General features: G+C 70.1%; 13 protein-coding genes. 3 read left to right on the top strand and 10 right to left on the bottom strand.

Annotated elements, in window-relative coordinates; genetic code table 11:
• The first annotated feature begins 59 nt into the window (after positions 1-59).
• Positions 60-773: a TetR/AcrR family transcriptional regulator gene (locus MXD61_RS19205; protein WP_308222791.1), complete on the top strand. Its 714-nt coding sequence runs from the start codon at positions 60-62 to the stop codon at positions 771-773.
• A 62-nt stretch (positions 774-835) separates the two neighbouring features.
• On the opposite strand, the gene MXD61_RS19210 is transcribed toward MXD61_RS19205, so the two are convergent.
• The 3 genes from MXD61_RS19210 to MXD61_RS19220 all read right to left on the bottom strand — a co-directional run bounded on the left by MXD61_RS19210 (position 836) and on the right by MXD61_RS19220 (position 3,948).
• A complete protein-coding gene (locus MXD61_RS19210; RefSeq protein ID WP_248814862.1) occupies positions 836-1,720 on the bottom strand; it encodes a hypothetical protein in 885 nt (294 codons plus the stop codon).
• Between the two features lie 120 nt (positions 1,721-1,840).
• Positions 1,841-2,485, bottom strand: a complete 645-nt coding sequence (locus MXD61_RS19215) for a response regulator transcription factor (protein ID WP_248814908.1) — start codon at positions 2,483-2,485, stop codon at positions 1,841-1,843.
• A 47-nt stretch (positions 2,486-2,532) separates the two neighbouring features.
• Positions 2,533-3,948 carry a sensor histidine kinase gene (locus MXD61_RS19220; protein ID WP_248814863.1) on the bottom strand — a complete coding sequence of 472 codons (1,416 nt, stop codon included), beginning with the start codon at positions 3,946-3,948 and terminating at the stop codon, positions 2,533-2,535.
• A gap of 217 nt (positions 3,949-4,165) precedes the next feature.
• Here MXD61_RS19220 and MXD61_RS19225 point away from each other — a divergent pair, with 217 nt between their 5' ends.
• Positions 4,166-6,241, top strand: a complete 2,076-nt coding sequence (locus MXD61_RS19225) for an ABC transporter ATP-binding protein (RefSeq protein WP_248814864.1) — start codon at positions 4,166-4,168, stop codon at positions 6,239-6,241.
• Between the two features lie 19 nt (positions 6,242-6,260).
• Here MXD61_RS19225 and MXD61_RS19230 read toward each other — a convergent pair whose 3' ends face one another.
• From MXD61_RS19230 to MXD61_RS19240, 3 genes are all read right to left on the bottom strand, one after another.
• Positions 6,261-7,568, bottom strand: a complete 1,308-nt coding sequence (locus MXD61_RS19230; RefSeq protein WP_248814865.1) for a hypothetical protein — start codon at positions 7,566-7,568, stop codon at positions 6,261-6,263.
• 189 nt (positions 7,569-7,757) lie between these two features.
• On the bottom strand, positions 7,758-8,594 hold the full coding sequence (locus MXD61_RS19235; protein WP_374629187.1) for an ABC transporter permease: 837 nt from the start codon (positions 8,592-8,594) through the stop codon (positions 7,758-7,760).
• Positions 8,594-9,340, bottom strand: coding sequence for an ABC transporter ATP-binding protein (locus MXD61_RS19240; RefSeq protein WP_248814866.1), 747 nt, complete (start codon positions 9,338-9,340; stop codon positions 8,594-8,596). The genes MXD61_RS19235 and MXD61_RS19240 overlap by 1 nt, the downstream gene beginning before the upstream one ends.
• Positions 9,341-9,536: 196 nt before the next feature.
• On the opposite strand from MXD61_RS19240, the gene MXD61_RS19245 reads away from it, so the two are divergent.
• Complete coding sequence (locus tag MXD61_RS19245) at positions 9,537-10,406, top strand: helix-turn-helix transcriptional regulator (RefSeq protein WP_248814867.1); 870 nt, start codon at positions 9,537-9,539, stop codon at positions 10,404-10,406.
• Between the two features lie 28 nt (positions 10,407-10,434).
• Here MXD61_RS19245 and MXD61_RS19250 read toward each other — a convergent pair whose 3' ends face one another.
• From MXD61_RS19250 to MXD61_RS28535, 4 genes are all read right to left on the bottom strand, one after another.
• Entirely contained in the window at positions 10,435-11,232 is a 798-nt protein-coding gene (locus MXD61_RS19250; RefSeq protein WP_248814868.1) for an SAM-dependent methyltransferase, read from the bottom strand.
• 185 nt (positions 11,233-11,417) lie between these two features.
• Positions 11,418-12,335, bottom strand: a complete 918-nt coding sequence (locus MXD61_RS19255; RefSeq protein ID WP_248814869.1) for a hypothetical protein — start codon at positions 12,333-12,335, stop codon at positions 11,418-11,420.
• A 699-nt stretch (positions 12,336-13,034) separates the two neighbouring features.
• Positions 13,035-14,051 carry a hypothetical protein gene (locus MXD61_RS19260; RefSeq protein ID WP_248814870.1) on the bottom strand — a complete coding sequence of 339 codons (1,017 nt, stop codon included), beginning with the start codon at positions 14,049-14,051 and terminating at the stop codon, positions 13,035-13,037.
• Positions 14,052-14,195: 144 nt separating this feature from the next.
• Entirely contained in the window at positions 14,196-14,606 is a 411-nt protein-coding gene (locus MXD61_RS28535) for a nucleotide exchange factor GrpE (protein WP_248814871.1), read from the bottom strand.
• Positions 14,607-14,778 lie beyond the last annotated feature (172 nt).

Here is a 14,778-nt window from a genome sequence, read left to right on the forward strand (position 1 = left end):
TATTGGACTCTACTGTCTAGATTTCGAGTCACATGAGTCCATGAGGGTAGCGTGTGGCTGTGGCCACCGACGAAGCGGGTGCCAGCGTCGCCGCGCTGGGCCGGGGCAGACTGGCCAAGCGTGAGGCGATCATGCGAGCCGCGTTCGACGTCTTCGCGCGCCAGGGCTACGCCGCCACCAGCCTCGACGACATCGCCTCGGCCACCCCGGTCTCCCGGCAGACCGTCTACAACCACTTCGGCGACAAGGAGAAGCTCTTCCTCGCCGTCGTCGACGAGCAGATCTCCTCGAACCTCGACGCACTACGCGACGCGACGAACACGTTCCCCGCGCGGGTGGACACCCTTGAGGACGCGGCCGCCTACCTCCTCGACCTCGCCCGGCGGATCACCGCGGTCTTCGCCAGTCCGACCACCGCCTCGCTGCGACTGCTCATCCAGACCGAGGCCCCCCGCCACCCGCGACTGCTCGCCCTGTGGCGTTCCCGCGTCACCGCGCCCGTCTGGCCAGCCCTCATCGGCAGCCTCGCCCGCCTCGCCCACGCCGGCGCCCTGACGATCGACGACCCCGCTCGCGCCGCCGGTCAGTACCTCACCCTGGTCACCGGAGTCTCCTGGCAGATGACCGAGCTCGGCACCTTCGCCCTCACAGCGCCCGCGGACCTCGACTCCCCGGAGCTCGACACCGCCATCCGAGCCAACGTCGCCCTCTTCGTCCGTGCCCACACACCCACCGTCACCCAGGCCCCCAACGGCACCAGCGCGCGCGGATAGAAAGATCGCGTGGACACGCGCGCCACCTGCCGATGGGTCCAGCCAGGCTGGCCGGCAGTCATTCACAGGCCACCCTGGAGTGCTCTGAGCAGCGCGGGCCCGGGGTGGGCCGCGACGCTCACGTTCGCCGCGACGAGGACGAGCGACGCCACGATCAGCACCGCGGCCAGCGCGGCGTAGGCGCGTGTCACCCGCTTCGCCGCCTGGTCGGCCGGGTTCCTTCGCCACAGCAGCACGCTGACGGCCAGCAGGGCGACGGCCACGACCGCGGCGACCACGGCCATCACCACGTGGTAAAGGGCGAAGTCGGCTGTCATCACGTCCAGGGGTGGTGTGGTCGGGGCGCCCGCGCGCGCGTCGGCCAGCTGGTGCGCGGCCTGGTCGAGCGCACCGGCGAGTGCCGGATCGGTCCGTCCCGCCGGCAACATGGGCAGCAGGGACGAGAACGGCGCCGCCGCACCCTGGATGTTCGCCATCGTCGCTGCCAGCGCGACCAGTGCGAGCGTTGTCGAGAGCACGCCGGCCGACACCAGACCGGCTCGCCGCGGCGCACCGCGGGTGTTCAGGGAACGCTTCCAGAGCGCGATCGTCAGCATGATGAGGACCGTGAGCAGGAGCGCGGAGACCAGACCTTTGACCAGGTGGAAGCGATACCAGTAGTCGACGACTCTGCTGAGGTGCGGAGAAAGCCGCCGGTCGCCGGAATGCCAGTACTCGACGAATCCGCCGCGCATGGCCGTGACGCGCCGCTGGTTGGTGACGAGGTCGCCGTCCGCGTCGCCCGCGGCCAGCCGGCTCGGGGCGAGAACGAAGGCGCCGAGGAGCGCGGCGGCGGACAGCACGAGTGCCAGCAGCGGGCGGCCCGCGGTGCCCGCCGGGCCGGCGACGCCACGGGTGGACCGGCCCGGACGCGTCCGGGGAGCCCTGTCGGATGAAGGTGTGAGCATGGATCACACGGTGTCGCGGGCGCGCAGCCTGGTCACCGGAGCGGGCCGGACAAACAAGGTGTGGCAGGCCCCACCCGGTCAGCCGGACGGTCGCGCTCAGGCGCTCAGGCGCTCAGGCGCTCAGGCGCGCAGGTGGGCGAGGACGGCGAGCACGCGGCGGTGCTGGGCGTCGTCGGGGGGCAGGCCGAGCTTGGCGAAGATGTTGCCGATGTGCTTTTCGACGGCGCTCGCGGACAGCACCAGCCGCCGGGCGATGGCCGTGTTCGAATGGCCCTCGGCCATCAGCCCGAGCAGTTCCCGTTCCCGTGCGGTCAGCGACGCCAGCGCCCGGCCGCCCCGCCGCCCGTCCAGCAGACGCGCGACGACCTGCGGGTCGAGCATCGTCGCGCCGCCGGCGACCCGCTCCAGCACGTCCAGGAACTCCCCGACCCGACCGACCCGGTCCTTGAGCAGGTAGCCGATCCCGCCCGAGCCGTCCGCGAGCAGGTCGGCCGCGTAGGAGGTCTCGACGTACTGGCTGAGTACCAGCACCGGCGCGCCGGGCAGGTGTGCGCGGACCTCGATCGCCGCCCGCAGACCCTCGTCGGTGTGTGTCGGCGGCATCCGAACGTCGACGACGCTGACGTCCGGGCGATGCCGCAGCACCGCCTCGACCAGGGACGGGGCGTCCCCGACGGCGGCCACCACCTGATGGCCCTCCTCGGCGAGCAGCCGGATGAGGCCCTCCCGCAACAGCACGGCGTCGTCGGCCACGACGATCCGCAGCCCACCCTCGGGCGCGGATCGCCCGTGCGGTGTCGCGCCGGTGGCTGTCAGCGGCACGGCAGTTCCGCGGTGATCGTCGTCGGGCCGCCAGGTGGGCTGGTCAGGTGCAGCCGTCCGCCGACCGCGCACACCCGGTCCCGCAGGCCGCGCAGACCGTGGCCCTTGTCGAACGCGGCGCCGCCGCGGCCGTCGTCGGTCACCCAGATCCGCAGCAGGTCCGCCTCCTGGCGCAGCCCGATCACGCACCGGCCGGCCTGGCTGTGCTTGGCGACGTTGGTCAGTGCCTCGGAGACGACGAAGTACGCGGCCGTCTCGACCGCCGCCGCCGGCCGATCGCCCGTGGCTGGTGCGGTTCCCGGACCTCCCGGACCTCCCGGATCTCCCGCGTCGAGTTGGACGGGAACCGTGGCGCGCAGGGCGAGTTCGGCGAGCGCCGCCCGCAGGCCGCGATCGACGAGGATCGGCGGGGCGATGCCCCTGGACAGGGCCCGTAGCTCCGCCAACGCCTCCTCGGCCTGGACCATGGCATCGGCGAGTGCTTCCCGCACGGTCTCGGGCCTGCGGTCGAAGTGGCGCTGCGCGCGGCCCAGTTCCATCGCCAGCCGGACCAGGCGTTGCTGCGGTCCGTCATGGATGTCGCGTTCGAGCCGGCGCAGCGCCACCGCCTCGGCGCTCAGCGCGGCGGCGGTCTGCGCCCGGGCGGTGTCCCGTTCCCGTTCGAGCCCGCGGATGCGGCGCTGTCGCGGGGAGACGTCCGTGAGCAGGGCCCGTCCAAGACCTGCCTGGACGGCCACACATGACCTGGTCAACAGGGGTACGGCCAGCACCAGCAGCAGCCCGAGCACCGTGCCGAAGAGCATCCGCGTGGTCGGTGTGGTCAGGCCCAGGCTCACGTCGACGTGGTAGGGGCCGCCACCGGCGCGCAGTGTCATCGGCGGTGGTGTTCCCGCGGCCGTACCCCAGTTGCGGACCGCGGTCGTCGCGGCGCCGAGGCCGACGATCCACCACAGCGCCGTGACCACAGCGGTGACCAGCGCGACGGGCGGCAGCAACACCGCGTGCGCCAGACTGAGCCACCACCCCGAGCTGGACGAGGTATCGCCACCGTTCGACCACGGTCGCCGCCCCCGTCCCGGCCATCCTGGCCGTCCCGCTCGTCCAGGCCGCTGCCGTGGCCGCTGGCCGGGTGCCGCCGTGCGGACCCGGTCGATCCGCCACCACTCCAGATCGGCCGACCAGTACACCGGCACCGCGGCACCGGCCACGACCGGCGTGCGCGCGACGAGCCGGCCCAGCAGCCCCACACACAGACCGGCGACCACGGCCAGCACACCCGCGACCGCGCTGACCGGCCCCGTCAGCAGATACACCGACTCCGCCAACGTCCGGCGCCCCACGCGGACCACGCGACCAGCACCCGGGATGGACCAGCCGCGGGCCACCGCGGCGAACGAGCCGGCCATGGTTTCAGCCTAACGGCGATCTTCCGTCCGCGGACACCCCCGCGCCAGGCCGACCCTGTCAGCTCCTGGACGTGTCCGTCCCGCTGGCCCGCGATGCGGCGCGGACGAATATGGCGCAAACGGTGAGACCGGGAGGCGCGTAACCAGGAAGATGATGCCGCGGTGGAGCGGGTGTGAGCCGTGCGGGGGATGAGCGGTTCGGGGGAGAGGTGGCCGGATGCCTGGCCGTCGGCGTCGCTATCGCCGGGATGAGCCGGAGATCGACGAGTCCATGCTGCCCAGCGGGTTCACCGGGCCGGTCGACATTCCGGATCCACCGTCACCGCCGCGGCTTCCCTGGCGTGGACGGGTGCGTGCCGCCGCGGCGAGCGCCCGGGCCACGGCCGCCGGGTTGCCGCGGGTGCTCCGGTTGTGCTGGCGGGCGAGCCCGTCGGCGACGGTGTTCCTCGCGCTGCTCACCGTGGTCGTGGGCCTGTTCCCGGCGCTGACGGCCTCGACCGCCCAGCTGCTCGTCGACGCGGTGGTGCACGCGGTCCAGATTCACGCCGGTGACCAGCCCGACCGGGCGTCGTTGTACCTGCCGCTGCCCGGTCGCCCTCGGGTGGCGACGCTCACCGGCAACCAGGTGGTGTGCTGGCTCGTCGTCATCCAGTTCGTGGTGTCCACCCTCAGCCAGGTTCTCTCGGCGGCACGCGGCATCGTGCAGCGCGTCCTGTCCGACCAGCTCGAGCTCACCGTGGAGACGCTGGTCGTCGAGAGGGCAAGCCAGCTCGAACTGGGTTTCTTCGAGGAGTCCGAGTCGTATGACCTGTTGCAACGAGCGTCGCAGCAGGGTGGCCGCCCGTTCGCCATGCTCACCACGTTCTTCGGACTCCTGCAGACCGTGGTCACCTTCGTCAGCATGATCGGCCTGCTGGTCAGCCTGAACCCGCTGCTCGGTCTGATCGTGCTGGTGGCGCCGATCCCGGCGTTCATCGTCGACACCCGGTACGGCCGGCAGGCCTATCAGCGCAGCCGGTGGGCATCGCCGGTCAGCCGGCGGATCTTCTACCTGCAGCGGGTGCTGACCACGAACCACGATGCCAAGGAAATCCGGATCTTCAACCTTGGCCCCTATCTGGTGGAGCGGTTCCGGTTACTCCTGACCAACTACAACCAGCGCCAGCGTGAGATCGTCATCCGTCGCCAGCTCGCCGAGCTGGGCTGGAGCCTGCTCGCGGAGGTGGCGCGTTCGGGTAGCTATCTCTACGTCGCGTTGCAGGCCGCCGCGGGACGACTCACGCTCGGCGATCTCACCCTCTACGGCACGGCCTCGATCAGCGTGCAGGGCGGCGTGTCGAACATCCTCGGCTCCCTCACCGAGATGTACGAGAACAACCTGTACGTCGACGACCTGTACCAGCTGTTGGCGATACCGACCGAGGCGGAGCAGCAGGCCGCCCGACGGGCGAGGCTGGTGGCGGTCGAGGCCGTCGAGGGGGCCGCGCCGGCGCTGGCACCGCCGCTGGCCCGCCTGCCGACACCGTTGCGTGGACGCGTCGTCTTCGACCGGGTCACGTTCCGTTACCCGGGCACGGATGTCCTGGCGCTGGACGAGATGACCTTCGAGGTCGACGCGGGGGAGACGATCGCGATCGTCGGGCGTAACGGCGCCGGCAAGTCGACCCTGATCAAACTGCTGTGTCGGCTCTACGTACCGGACAGCGGCCGGGTCCTCATCGACGGCGTCGACCTCGCCGACGTGGACGTGGACGCGCTGCGCGCCCAGATCGGCGCCGTCTTCCAGGACCACGTCTCCTTCCAGGCCAGTGCCGCGGAGAACATCGGTCTGGGTGAACTCGACGCGCTGTCGGACCGGCCGCGCATCGAGCAGGCCGGCCGGGACGGCGGCTCGGACGGCTTCATCCGCAAGCTCCCGTACGGCTATGACACGTCGCTGAGCCGCTGGTTCGGCAAAGGGGTGGATCTCTCCGGCGGTGAATGGCAGAAGGTGGCCCTCGCCCGCGGGTTCATGCGCTCCGCTCGCATCCTCGTCCTCGACGAGCCGAGCTCCGCTCTCGACGCACGCGCGGAGCACGACCTTTTCACCCGGCTGCGGGCCCTGGCGACCGGCCGCACCGCGTTCTACATCTCGCACCGTTTCTCCACGGTGCGCCAGGCCGACCGGATCATCTTCGTCGACGACGGCCGGATCACCGAATCCGGCACGCACCGTGAACTTATGGCGCTCGACGGCCAGTACGCCGAACTCTTCACCCTCCAGGCCGCCGCCTACATCGACGATCCGGCCTGAGCAGAACGCCGTTTCCCCGTCACCCGAGGGCGAGGGCCGCCGGGTTACCGATCGTCCATGGTGGGAGTGCGATCGAGGGGAACGGGAACGGCCCCACCGTGACAGGTGGAAGGTGCACGACGGGCAGGCAGATCGGCGGGAACGGACGGGTCACGTCCAGCACGGGGCGGTAGCTGGCCGTCGCGGTCGCCGGAAGGCTCGCGATCTGGGGGCCGAACTCGATCGTGGCGGTCGCCGCGGCGATGTCGGTGATCGAGCCGGCCGCGACGTCCGCGCAGGTCGTGACGTAGGTGGCCGTGCAGATCATGCTCTCCGACGGTGCCAGGTCGGTGCCTGCGCACCGCACCGGGCTGGTACCGGGGTGCGGGTCGAGCACCGCGATGTTCGTGAGCGCGTTGAAGGTGCCGGTGTTGGTGAGCAGGTACTGGTAGGTCAGTGTTTCACCGGCTCCGCGAAACGTCGCCGGGGCGACCGCTTTCGCCACGGTCAGCCCGGACGTCCCGATCTTCGACACGATCACGGATTGCGTGATCGAGAAGTAGGTCGCGCCGCTGGGGGTGACACCGGAGACGTAGGCGTAGTTGCTCACCTGGCCGCGGATGACGTCCTCCTCGGTTGTCAGGTAGGAGAAGGTGCAGATGATCCGGGCGCCCGCGGCGAGGGTGGTGGTGGGGCAGTGAACGGGTGACAGGCCGGGGTAGGAGTCGTGCACGGTCACCTCGGTGAGCGGGGCATCGGTGTTGTTGGTGATCCGGTAGCTGTAGTCGAGGCGCTGGCCCGCCGCGGTGAACCGATACTGCGCCACGGACTTCTGCAGATCGATGTCATCGTTGAACAGCGACCGGTAGGCACGGGCCGATTCCCAGGTGGAGAAGACCGCCGGGCCCGACGGGGGTTGGCCGGTCGCCTGCCCCGCACCGAACACCTGGTTGAGGGTGAAGTCGCGGCCGGAGGCGGAGTAGGGGGCCGTGCAGTTCATCGACGCGCCCGGGTCGAGGGTGCTCCGCGGGCAGGTCGTGTACAGCCCGTACCACGCCGTGAAACTCTCGACCCGGACGTTGGTGAGGGGCACCGTGCCCGTGTTGGTGACCACGAACGTGAAGGTCAGCGCAGTGCGATTGGTGGTGAACTCGGTGGGGGAGACGCTCGCGGCGATCGAGATCGACGCATCCTCGGGTGCCGCCGCCATGGCGGACGTGCCAGCCGCGGCGAGCAGACCGAGGGTGAGGAGCGCGGCGAGAAGCGCCCGCCCGGCCACCTGGCGGGCCGGGCGGCCTCGGGCGGCGGGTCGCCACCGGAGCACATCAGACGAGAACAGGGCGGGCACGACGCGCTCCTCGAGCTGGCTTCAGGCTCCGCTCCGGTTCCGCGGGTCAGCGGACGGTCGGCGGATCGGACGCCCGCCGCGGCGCGGTCCGGAGGAGGCCGAGCGGGGCCCGATCGTCACATGGAGTTACCACATGTGGGTGGAGGGGTAACGGTGTGTCGTCCGGCTGGCCGCTGGAGCCGGGATGGGTCAGGACCTGCGGCGCGGGGTGTGCCAGGAGCCGATGGCCAGCCGGGCGGCCAGGCCGAACAGCCAGAACAGCGCCAGTCCGAACAGGGCGGAGACCATGATCGCGGCGAACAGCGGTGCGGACTGGAGACGCTGGGTGTAGTCGTCGATGAGGCTGCCCAGGCCCCGCTGCCCCTGACGGAAGAAGAAGTCACCGACGATCGCGCCGATGACCGACAGACCGGCGGAGATACGGAGCCCGGTGAACACCGCGGGCAGCGCGCTGGGGACCTCGAGGTACACGAGCCTGGCCCCGCGGCCGGCCTGGCGCAGCGTGAACAGGTCATGCTGCCCGGCGTCGGTCGACTGGAGCCCGAACAGGGTGTTCGTGATGATGGGGAACAGCGCGACCAGGACGCACACGACGGTACGTGACCAGAAGCCGTAGCCCAGCCAGAACCCGATCAGCGGCACGATCGCGAGGATGGGGATCGTCTGGAGTGCCACCGCCCAGGGGTAGAACGACCGCTCGATCCAACCCGCCTGGCTCATCAGCACGGCGAAGACCATCCCGAGGACGGCGGCGATGGCGAGCCCCACGAGCGCGACCTTCGCCGTCGCGCCCAGCGCCACCAGGGTCTCGTGGAAGGTGGTCCAGTCCCCGAACCCGTCGGTGACGACCTCGTGTGGCGGCGGCAGCAGGAAACGGCGGCGGGGAGCCAGCGCGAGGTAGGTCACGGCGTACCAGATGCCGATGACGACCGCCAGGACCACCAGTGGCGGCCCGGCTCGTCGCACCGCACGCACCGCACGGGTCGCACGCATCGCGCCGGCCGCGCGGCGCGGTTCGGTAGCCATCACGTGAACGACTCCGCCAGCGCCGCCGAGACGGTCCGGGCGACCTCGCCGAAGGCGGCGTCAAAGCGCAGGTCAGCGGGCCGCGGGTAGGGGAACGGGACGTCGATCTGTGCGACCACTCGGCCTGGTCGGGCGGACAGGACGACGACCCGACGAGCGAGCCACACCGCCTCGGTGACCGAATGGGTGACGAACAGGCCCGCGAACCGTTCCCGGATGTGCAGCCGCTGCACCTGCTCACCGAGGCGCTGCCGGGTGATCTCGTCCACCGCGCCGAACGGCTCGTCGAAAAGCAGCAGTGACGGCCGCACCGTGAGCGAACGGGCGAGGGAGACCCGCATCCGCATGCCGCCGGACAGCGCGGCCGGTCGGTGGTGCTCGAACCCCTCGAGTTCGGCGAGGGAGATGGCCGCGGCGACGAGCGCGCGCCGCTGGCTCCTCGGCAGGTGGTCAAGCTGGGCGAACAGTCCGACATTGCTCTCGACGGTGCGCCACGGCAGGAGCGTCGGATCCTGAAAGACGTAGCCGGGAGCGTCCGGCCCGTGAGCAGCCGTCCCGCTGGATGGTTCGGTCAACCCCGACGCGATTCGCAGCAGCGTGGACTTTCCCGAACCCGATGGTCCGACCACCGTCACGAACTCACCGTCGGCGACCGTGAATGACACTCCCCGTAGCGCGGCGGTACCGTCCGGGAAAGTTTTCCCCACATCGTCGAACGCCAATGCGATTCCCGGCACAGTGGACACCGACTCTCCCCTCTGGCGCAGGATCCTGTGGTCGTGAGGACGGGCGCCGGCGGCCACCTGCTGGTGTCCTTGGCTGAGCGGATCGTAGCCCCCGGTGCAGAGCCTTCTGAGCGCACTCCGAACGTCTGACCTCCATCATCATCCAGTATGCTGAGGGGAAAGCTGCCGGGCGCAGGTGCCGGGTGAAGGCGGGGTAATGACGCTGCAACGGGCGGGTGGGCCGATCGTGCGCCGCGTTGTACTGGGTACACAGCTGCGCCGACTTCGCGAGGCGAAGGGCATTAGCCGGTCGGAGGCCGGCTACAGCATTCGGGCATCCGATTCGAAGATCAGTCGACTGGAACTGGGTCGGGTCAGCTTCAAGGAACGCGATGTGGCCGACCTGCTCACCCTGTATGGCGTGACGGAGGAGAAAGACCGCGCGCCGCTGCTCGAGCTCACCCGCGAGGCGAACGAGCCGGGCTGGTGGCAGGGGTTCACCGATGTGATGCCGGGCTGGTTTCAGCCGTACCTGGGCCTGGAGGAAGCGGCGATCCTGATCCGCACCTACGAGCTTCAGTTCATCCCCGGGCTCCTGCAGACCAGGGACTACGCCCGCGCCGTCATAGCCGGTGCTCGCCAGATAGACGCCGCCGACGTGATCGAACGTCGGGTACAGGCACGGATGAGTCGGCAGGCCGTTCTCGACCGGGCGGACTCGCCCCGGCTCTGGGCGATCATCGACGAGGCGGCGCTGCGCCGCCCGGTCGGCGGGCCGGAGGTCATGCAGGCCCAGCTCAAACACCTGATCGCGCTGACCGTGAAATCGAACATCACCATCCAGGTGATTCCGTTCAGCGGCGGCCCCCATCCCGCCGAAGGTGGCTCGTTCAGCATTCTGCGGTTCGGTGAGCCGGATATCGCCGATGTCGTCTACCTGGAGCATCTGACGGGCGCCATCTACCTCGACAAGCCGGAGGACCTCACGCGCTACACGCTCACCATGGACAATCTGGCGCTCAAGAGCACAACGCCTGCTGAGACCGCGGAAACCATCGAGCAGATCGCCTTATACCACGCCACCTGACGCCCGTCCTCGACTCGAGAACGTGGCGTCAGAGCTTCCGGCCGACGCCGCACAGGTCATCGATCGCCACCGGCGGCTCGGCCGCGGGGTTCGGCCGCCACAACGGGGTCGAGACCAGTCCCGGTTCGACGAGTTCGAAACCGTCGAGGAAACGGGCCACCTGCTCGGGAGTACGCATGTGGTACGGGAACTTCTCGTGCGCGTGGAGATCGTGGATGGAATCGGCCCGCTCCTCGCCCATGACGGCGTAGGTGCCGTCCTTGAACACCAGGTAGCTGCCGGTGGGAAGGGCGTCGTGCAGTTCGCGCACGACCGCGTAGGCCTCGTCGAGGTCGGCCACGTTCCCCATGATCCCGAGCATGATCAGACCGATCGGCTGGGTGAAGTCCAGGGTCTCGCGGGCGGCCTGAAGAATCTTCTTAGGCTCGCGGACGTCGGCATCGACGTAGTTGGTGACGCCCTCGGGGGCGCTCACCAGCAGCGCCCGCGCGTGCAGCAGGACCAGCGGATCATGATCGACGTAGACGATCCGGGAGTCGGGGGCGATCCGCTGCGCCACCTCGTGGGTGTTGTCCGCCGTCGGCAGACCGGTGCCGATGTCGAGGAACTGCCGGATACCGACCTCTCCGGCCAGATGGGTGACCGCGCGGCCGAGGAAGGCCCGGGCCTGCCGGGCGATCTGCACGATCTCGGGAAGCAGCTCGTAGAGCCGGTCGCCGAACTCGCGATCGACGGGATAGTGGTCCTTACCGCCCAGCCAGTAGTTCCACACCCGCGCCGAATGCGGCACGGTGATGTCGACAGCGGGTGCCGAAGCCTCGCTCATGGGTGACGTTCCCTTCGCCGTGTGGCTGCCGGACCCCGATGTCGGGTGTCGGGGACCGTCCGGGGCGTTTCCGCCCCGGACGCCGCTTTCTTCCGCTGCCATGCCATGCCGTGCCATGCCGTGCCATGCCGTGCCGTGCCGTGCCGTCGCCTGTGTCGACGTCGTTCGCTACTTCAGGGCCACCGTCACTTCAGGGCCACCGTCTTGTCGAGGAACTCGTTGGTCACCAGATCCGACGCGGCCAGCCCCGCCTTCGGCGCGCTGCCCTTCGCGGTGAAGACCGGGACGAGCCGACCGATCAGCTTGTCCACCCGGGCCGAATCGAAGCTGCCCAGCACCCCGTCGTTGCCGTTGGCGATCAGTCCGAGCTTCTTCTGGGTGGCGTTTCCGTACTCGAGAAGGCCCGCCGAGAGGGTGAACCCTCCGGTGTGCAGGGTACTGACGACCTTCAGGATGAGCTTGTTCACCGGCGCCGGGTCGGCGACGTAGTCCCGCTGCGCCTGCTGCAACAGGGGTACCAGCTTGGCGAGGCAGGCACGCTGGGACGACACCTTGTCCGCCCGGACGGCGAGGGCCGAGATGTACGCCGGGTACTCGTCCTGGAGAAGCAGTTGCTTCACCGGCTTGCCCCAGGCCTTGACGTCGTGCTCGAGCAGATAGGGCTCGTTCGTGACGAACGCCTGCTGCGCGATCTTGCCGTCGGCGGCGACGAACCGGTCGGGCGAACCCTGATAGGAGGTGTCGACCTGGGCCTTGTTCAGCAGCCCCTCCCGGACGAAGACATCGGGAAAGGACGTCCCACTCGCACTGGCCAACACCGTCGCGCCCGAGTCACGAACCTGGGCGACGCTGGTGAAGTTCCACTCCGGGTTGCCCCAGATCAACGCCAACGGAGATTTCTCATAGGGTGCGAAGACAGCGACCGACCGCTGCTTCCCGGAGGCCTGCACGGCTTCGTCCGTGCCCACATAGCCGGCCAGGATGCTGTCGTCCTGAGCGAGGAGCGCGGTTACCGGTTGGAAGCCGGTCGCCGGCCCGCCCGCGCGCACCTGAAGTCGCACACCGGTGGTGCCGAGTTCACCCTCGATTCGGTTCTTGTTCACGTCGATCGTCGGGTTCGGACCCAGAAGCTGATAAAGGTAAGCGTCGGGAAGCCCGGGCCACCAGTTCGCCTGAATGGCGACCGTGGACGGGCAGATCCCCTTCAGCGGCGTCGTGTAACGCGACGCGGCGGTGGACCCCGTGGCGGCGGACCCTGTGGCCGATGAGCTCACCCCGGCGGACCCACCCGACGAGCCGGAACACGCGGTCAGGCCGAGCGCCAGTACCGCGGCGCATCCCGCCACCCAGTGGCGGCGAAACATCGAAACTCGCACCAGCCCAGATCTCCTCAGTACTGTGATATTGGCGAACACCCGCGGTGAGAACATCCGGGACTCGCGATGCTCCTGACACGGCGGGTCGCCTCCGCCCGCCGTCAGGATTCCACACCCTAGGGCGCCGGATGATGCGAGGTGTCAGTTTCCCGAAGAAGTCAGGTACTGGTGGTCGGCGCACCTGCGCCACCCGAACCGGCCTGACATCACGAAAGCCCAGGTCAGACCACTGGTTCTCGGCATGATGGCCGGGCTGAACGGAACATTCGTTCGGTTCTGTGGCACCGTCTGGTCTTCGGGCGACCCGCGCCGTCAGCCGAGGTCGGCGGCGCGGGCCAGGAGATGGTCGCGTCCGCGTTCGTTGCTGGTCAGGGCGGCGCCCCGACGTTCACCTACCAGCCCCGCGCCGCTCCCGGCGACCGCGCCCTAGCCGTCCACATCGCCGGCGCCGGCGATGATCAGTGCGAAGGCGGCCAGGACGGCCACGAGAAAGCCGAGGACGGCCAGCGGTGCGAGTCCCGCGCGGGCACCGTCACCCAACAGCAGTGTTCCGGCCAGGGCCGGTAGCAGCGTCTCGCCGGCACACTGGCCGGCCATCGCCGTGGTGACCGCCCCACGTTGCAACGCGACGGCGAACAGGGCCAGGCCCAGCCCGCCGTAGGCCAGCAACGCCCAGGTCGCGGGGTCGGTCGGCACGTCCGACCATGGTCGGGCCTCGATCAGCCGGGCACACAGCGCCGCCCCGCCAAAGGCCAGCCCGGACAGCAGCCCGAGCAGCGCGCCCGCCCGCCGCGGCCAGGCCCGCAGCACCAGTCCGACCAGGCCGACGAGTACCGGGACCCCGGCGACGAGCCCCCAGGAGACCGCCGTCGACGCCGGATCGGCCCGTCCCGGTCGTGCGGTCAGCGCCAGCAGCACCATTCCGGCGCCCAGCGTGGCCAGGGCAACCACCTCACGGCGGGAGAGCCGGGCGCCGAGCGTGGCTACCGCGAGCACCGCTGTCACCCCGACCGAACCGGCGAGGATGGCCTGGACCGCGAACAGTGGCAGGCCCCGCACCGCGAGCAGGGAGAGCAGCCAGCCCAGCAGGTCCAGCCCGAGCCCGGCCAGGTAGGGCAGCTGGACGGCGAGGTGGGCCAGCGCCGAGGGCCGGAAGGCCGCGGCGACCTCCCGCGCACCGTCTCCGCTGCCGGCCTGACCCGTCGCGCCGCCCGCCGACGCCGACGCCGTGGACGTGGACGTTGGCGTGGACGTGGACGTGGACGTGGACGTTGGCGCGGTAGCGGTCGTGGTGCGGGCCGCACCTACCGACTGGAGAACCGAGCCGGCCCCGTAACACAACGCACAGGCGAAGGCGGCCAGAACGGCGAGCAGCACAGCCGCGACGGTACGCCAGCACCATCCACCAGAGCGCGAGCGGTGACCGGGCACCGTTGCCTTCATCGCGGATCGTCAGGCCCACCATCGCCGTCACCAGCGCTGGTCCTCAGCCGGTTCGGAGCTGACCACAGGCTCGAAGGTGGAATCGCCACCGTCCGTGACGGTCACGATGTGGACGTCATGAGCGGTGTCTTTCCCTCGCCTCGGCTATGCGCGGGTGAGTGGGACGGCCGCCGCGTAGACGACCACCTGCTGGGGACGAACGATCTGGTCGCGCCACAGGTAGCCGGGCCGGACGGTCCCGGCGATGCGGCCCGCCTGCTCGGCGTCCGGTGCCGGCCGGGACGCCACAGCCTCATGCCTGGCCGGATCGAACGGTCCCTCATCGGCGATCCAGCCCACCTCACGGTGGATGATCATGGTGCCGATTCGCCGGGTGATCCAGCGGGCGAAGGCGGCCGCTGCCGCGGGGTCGGCGATCGCCTCGTCGTCGGTCAGGTCGACCAGGCCGTCGGCCACGGCGATCAGATCGTGGACGATGTCCGGCGGCCGTCGGTTCGGCGCGTCCTGGCAGTTCGGTGGTTCGCGCCGCGGCGACAGCAGCCGTCGGATGCGCACGAGACCATCACCTCACCTTCGACGCGTCACCCGGCCGGGCGGTCGCCTCTGGCTCGTCCCTGCTGACGAAACACGGCCACTCGGTGCCCGCCAGTGGCGAAACCTCCAGCTCCTGATGGCGTGGGTGGACCGGAAGGACGGTGCCCGCATCCATCGTGTTGTCCGGCCCGGC

Origin of the sequence: Frankia sp. AgPm24, from assembly GCF_023243055.1 — a bacterium.
GTDB classification, from domain to species: Bacteria; Actinomycetota; Actinomycetes; order Frankiales; family Frankiaceae; genus Frankia; species Frankia umida.

Bases quoted from the DNA above. Each gene is read 5' to 3' on its own strand.
- MXD61_RS19220 (WP_248814863.1), bottom strand. From the start codon at position 3,948: ATGGCCGGCTCGTTCGCCGCGGTGGCCCGCGGCTGGTCCATCCCGGGT.
- MXD61_RS19260 (WP_248814870.1), bottom strand. From the start codon at position 14,051: ATGAAGGCAACGGTGCCCGGTCACCGCTCGCGCTCTGGTGGATGGTGC.
- MXD61_RS19225 (WP_248814864.1), top strand. From the start codon at position 4,166: ATGCCTGGCCGTCGGCGTCGCTATCGCCGGGATGAGCCGGAGATCGAC.
- MXD61_RS19235 (WP_374629187.1), bottom strand. From the start codon at position 8,594: ATGGCTACCGAACCGCGCCGCGCGGCCGGCGCGATGCGTGCGACCCGT.
- MXD61_RS19250 (WP_248814868.1), bottom strand. From the start codon at position 11,232: ATGAGCGAGGCTTCGGCACCCGCTGTCGACATCACCGTGCCGCATTCG.
- MXD61_RS19210 (WP_248814862.1), bottom strand. From the start codon at position 1,720: ATGCTCACACCTTCATCCGACAGGGCTCCCCGGACGCGTCCGGGCCGG.
- MXD61_RS19245 (WP_248814867.1), top strand. From the start codon at position 9,537: ATGACGCTGCAACGGGCGGGTGGGCCGATCGTGCGCCGCGTTGTACTG.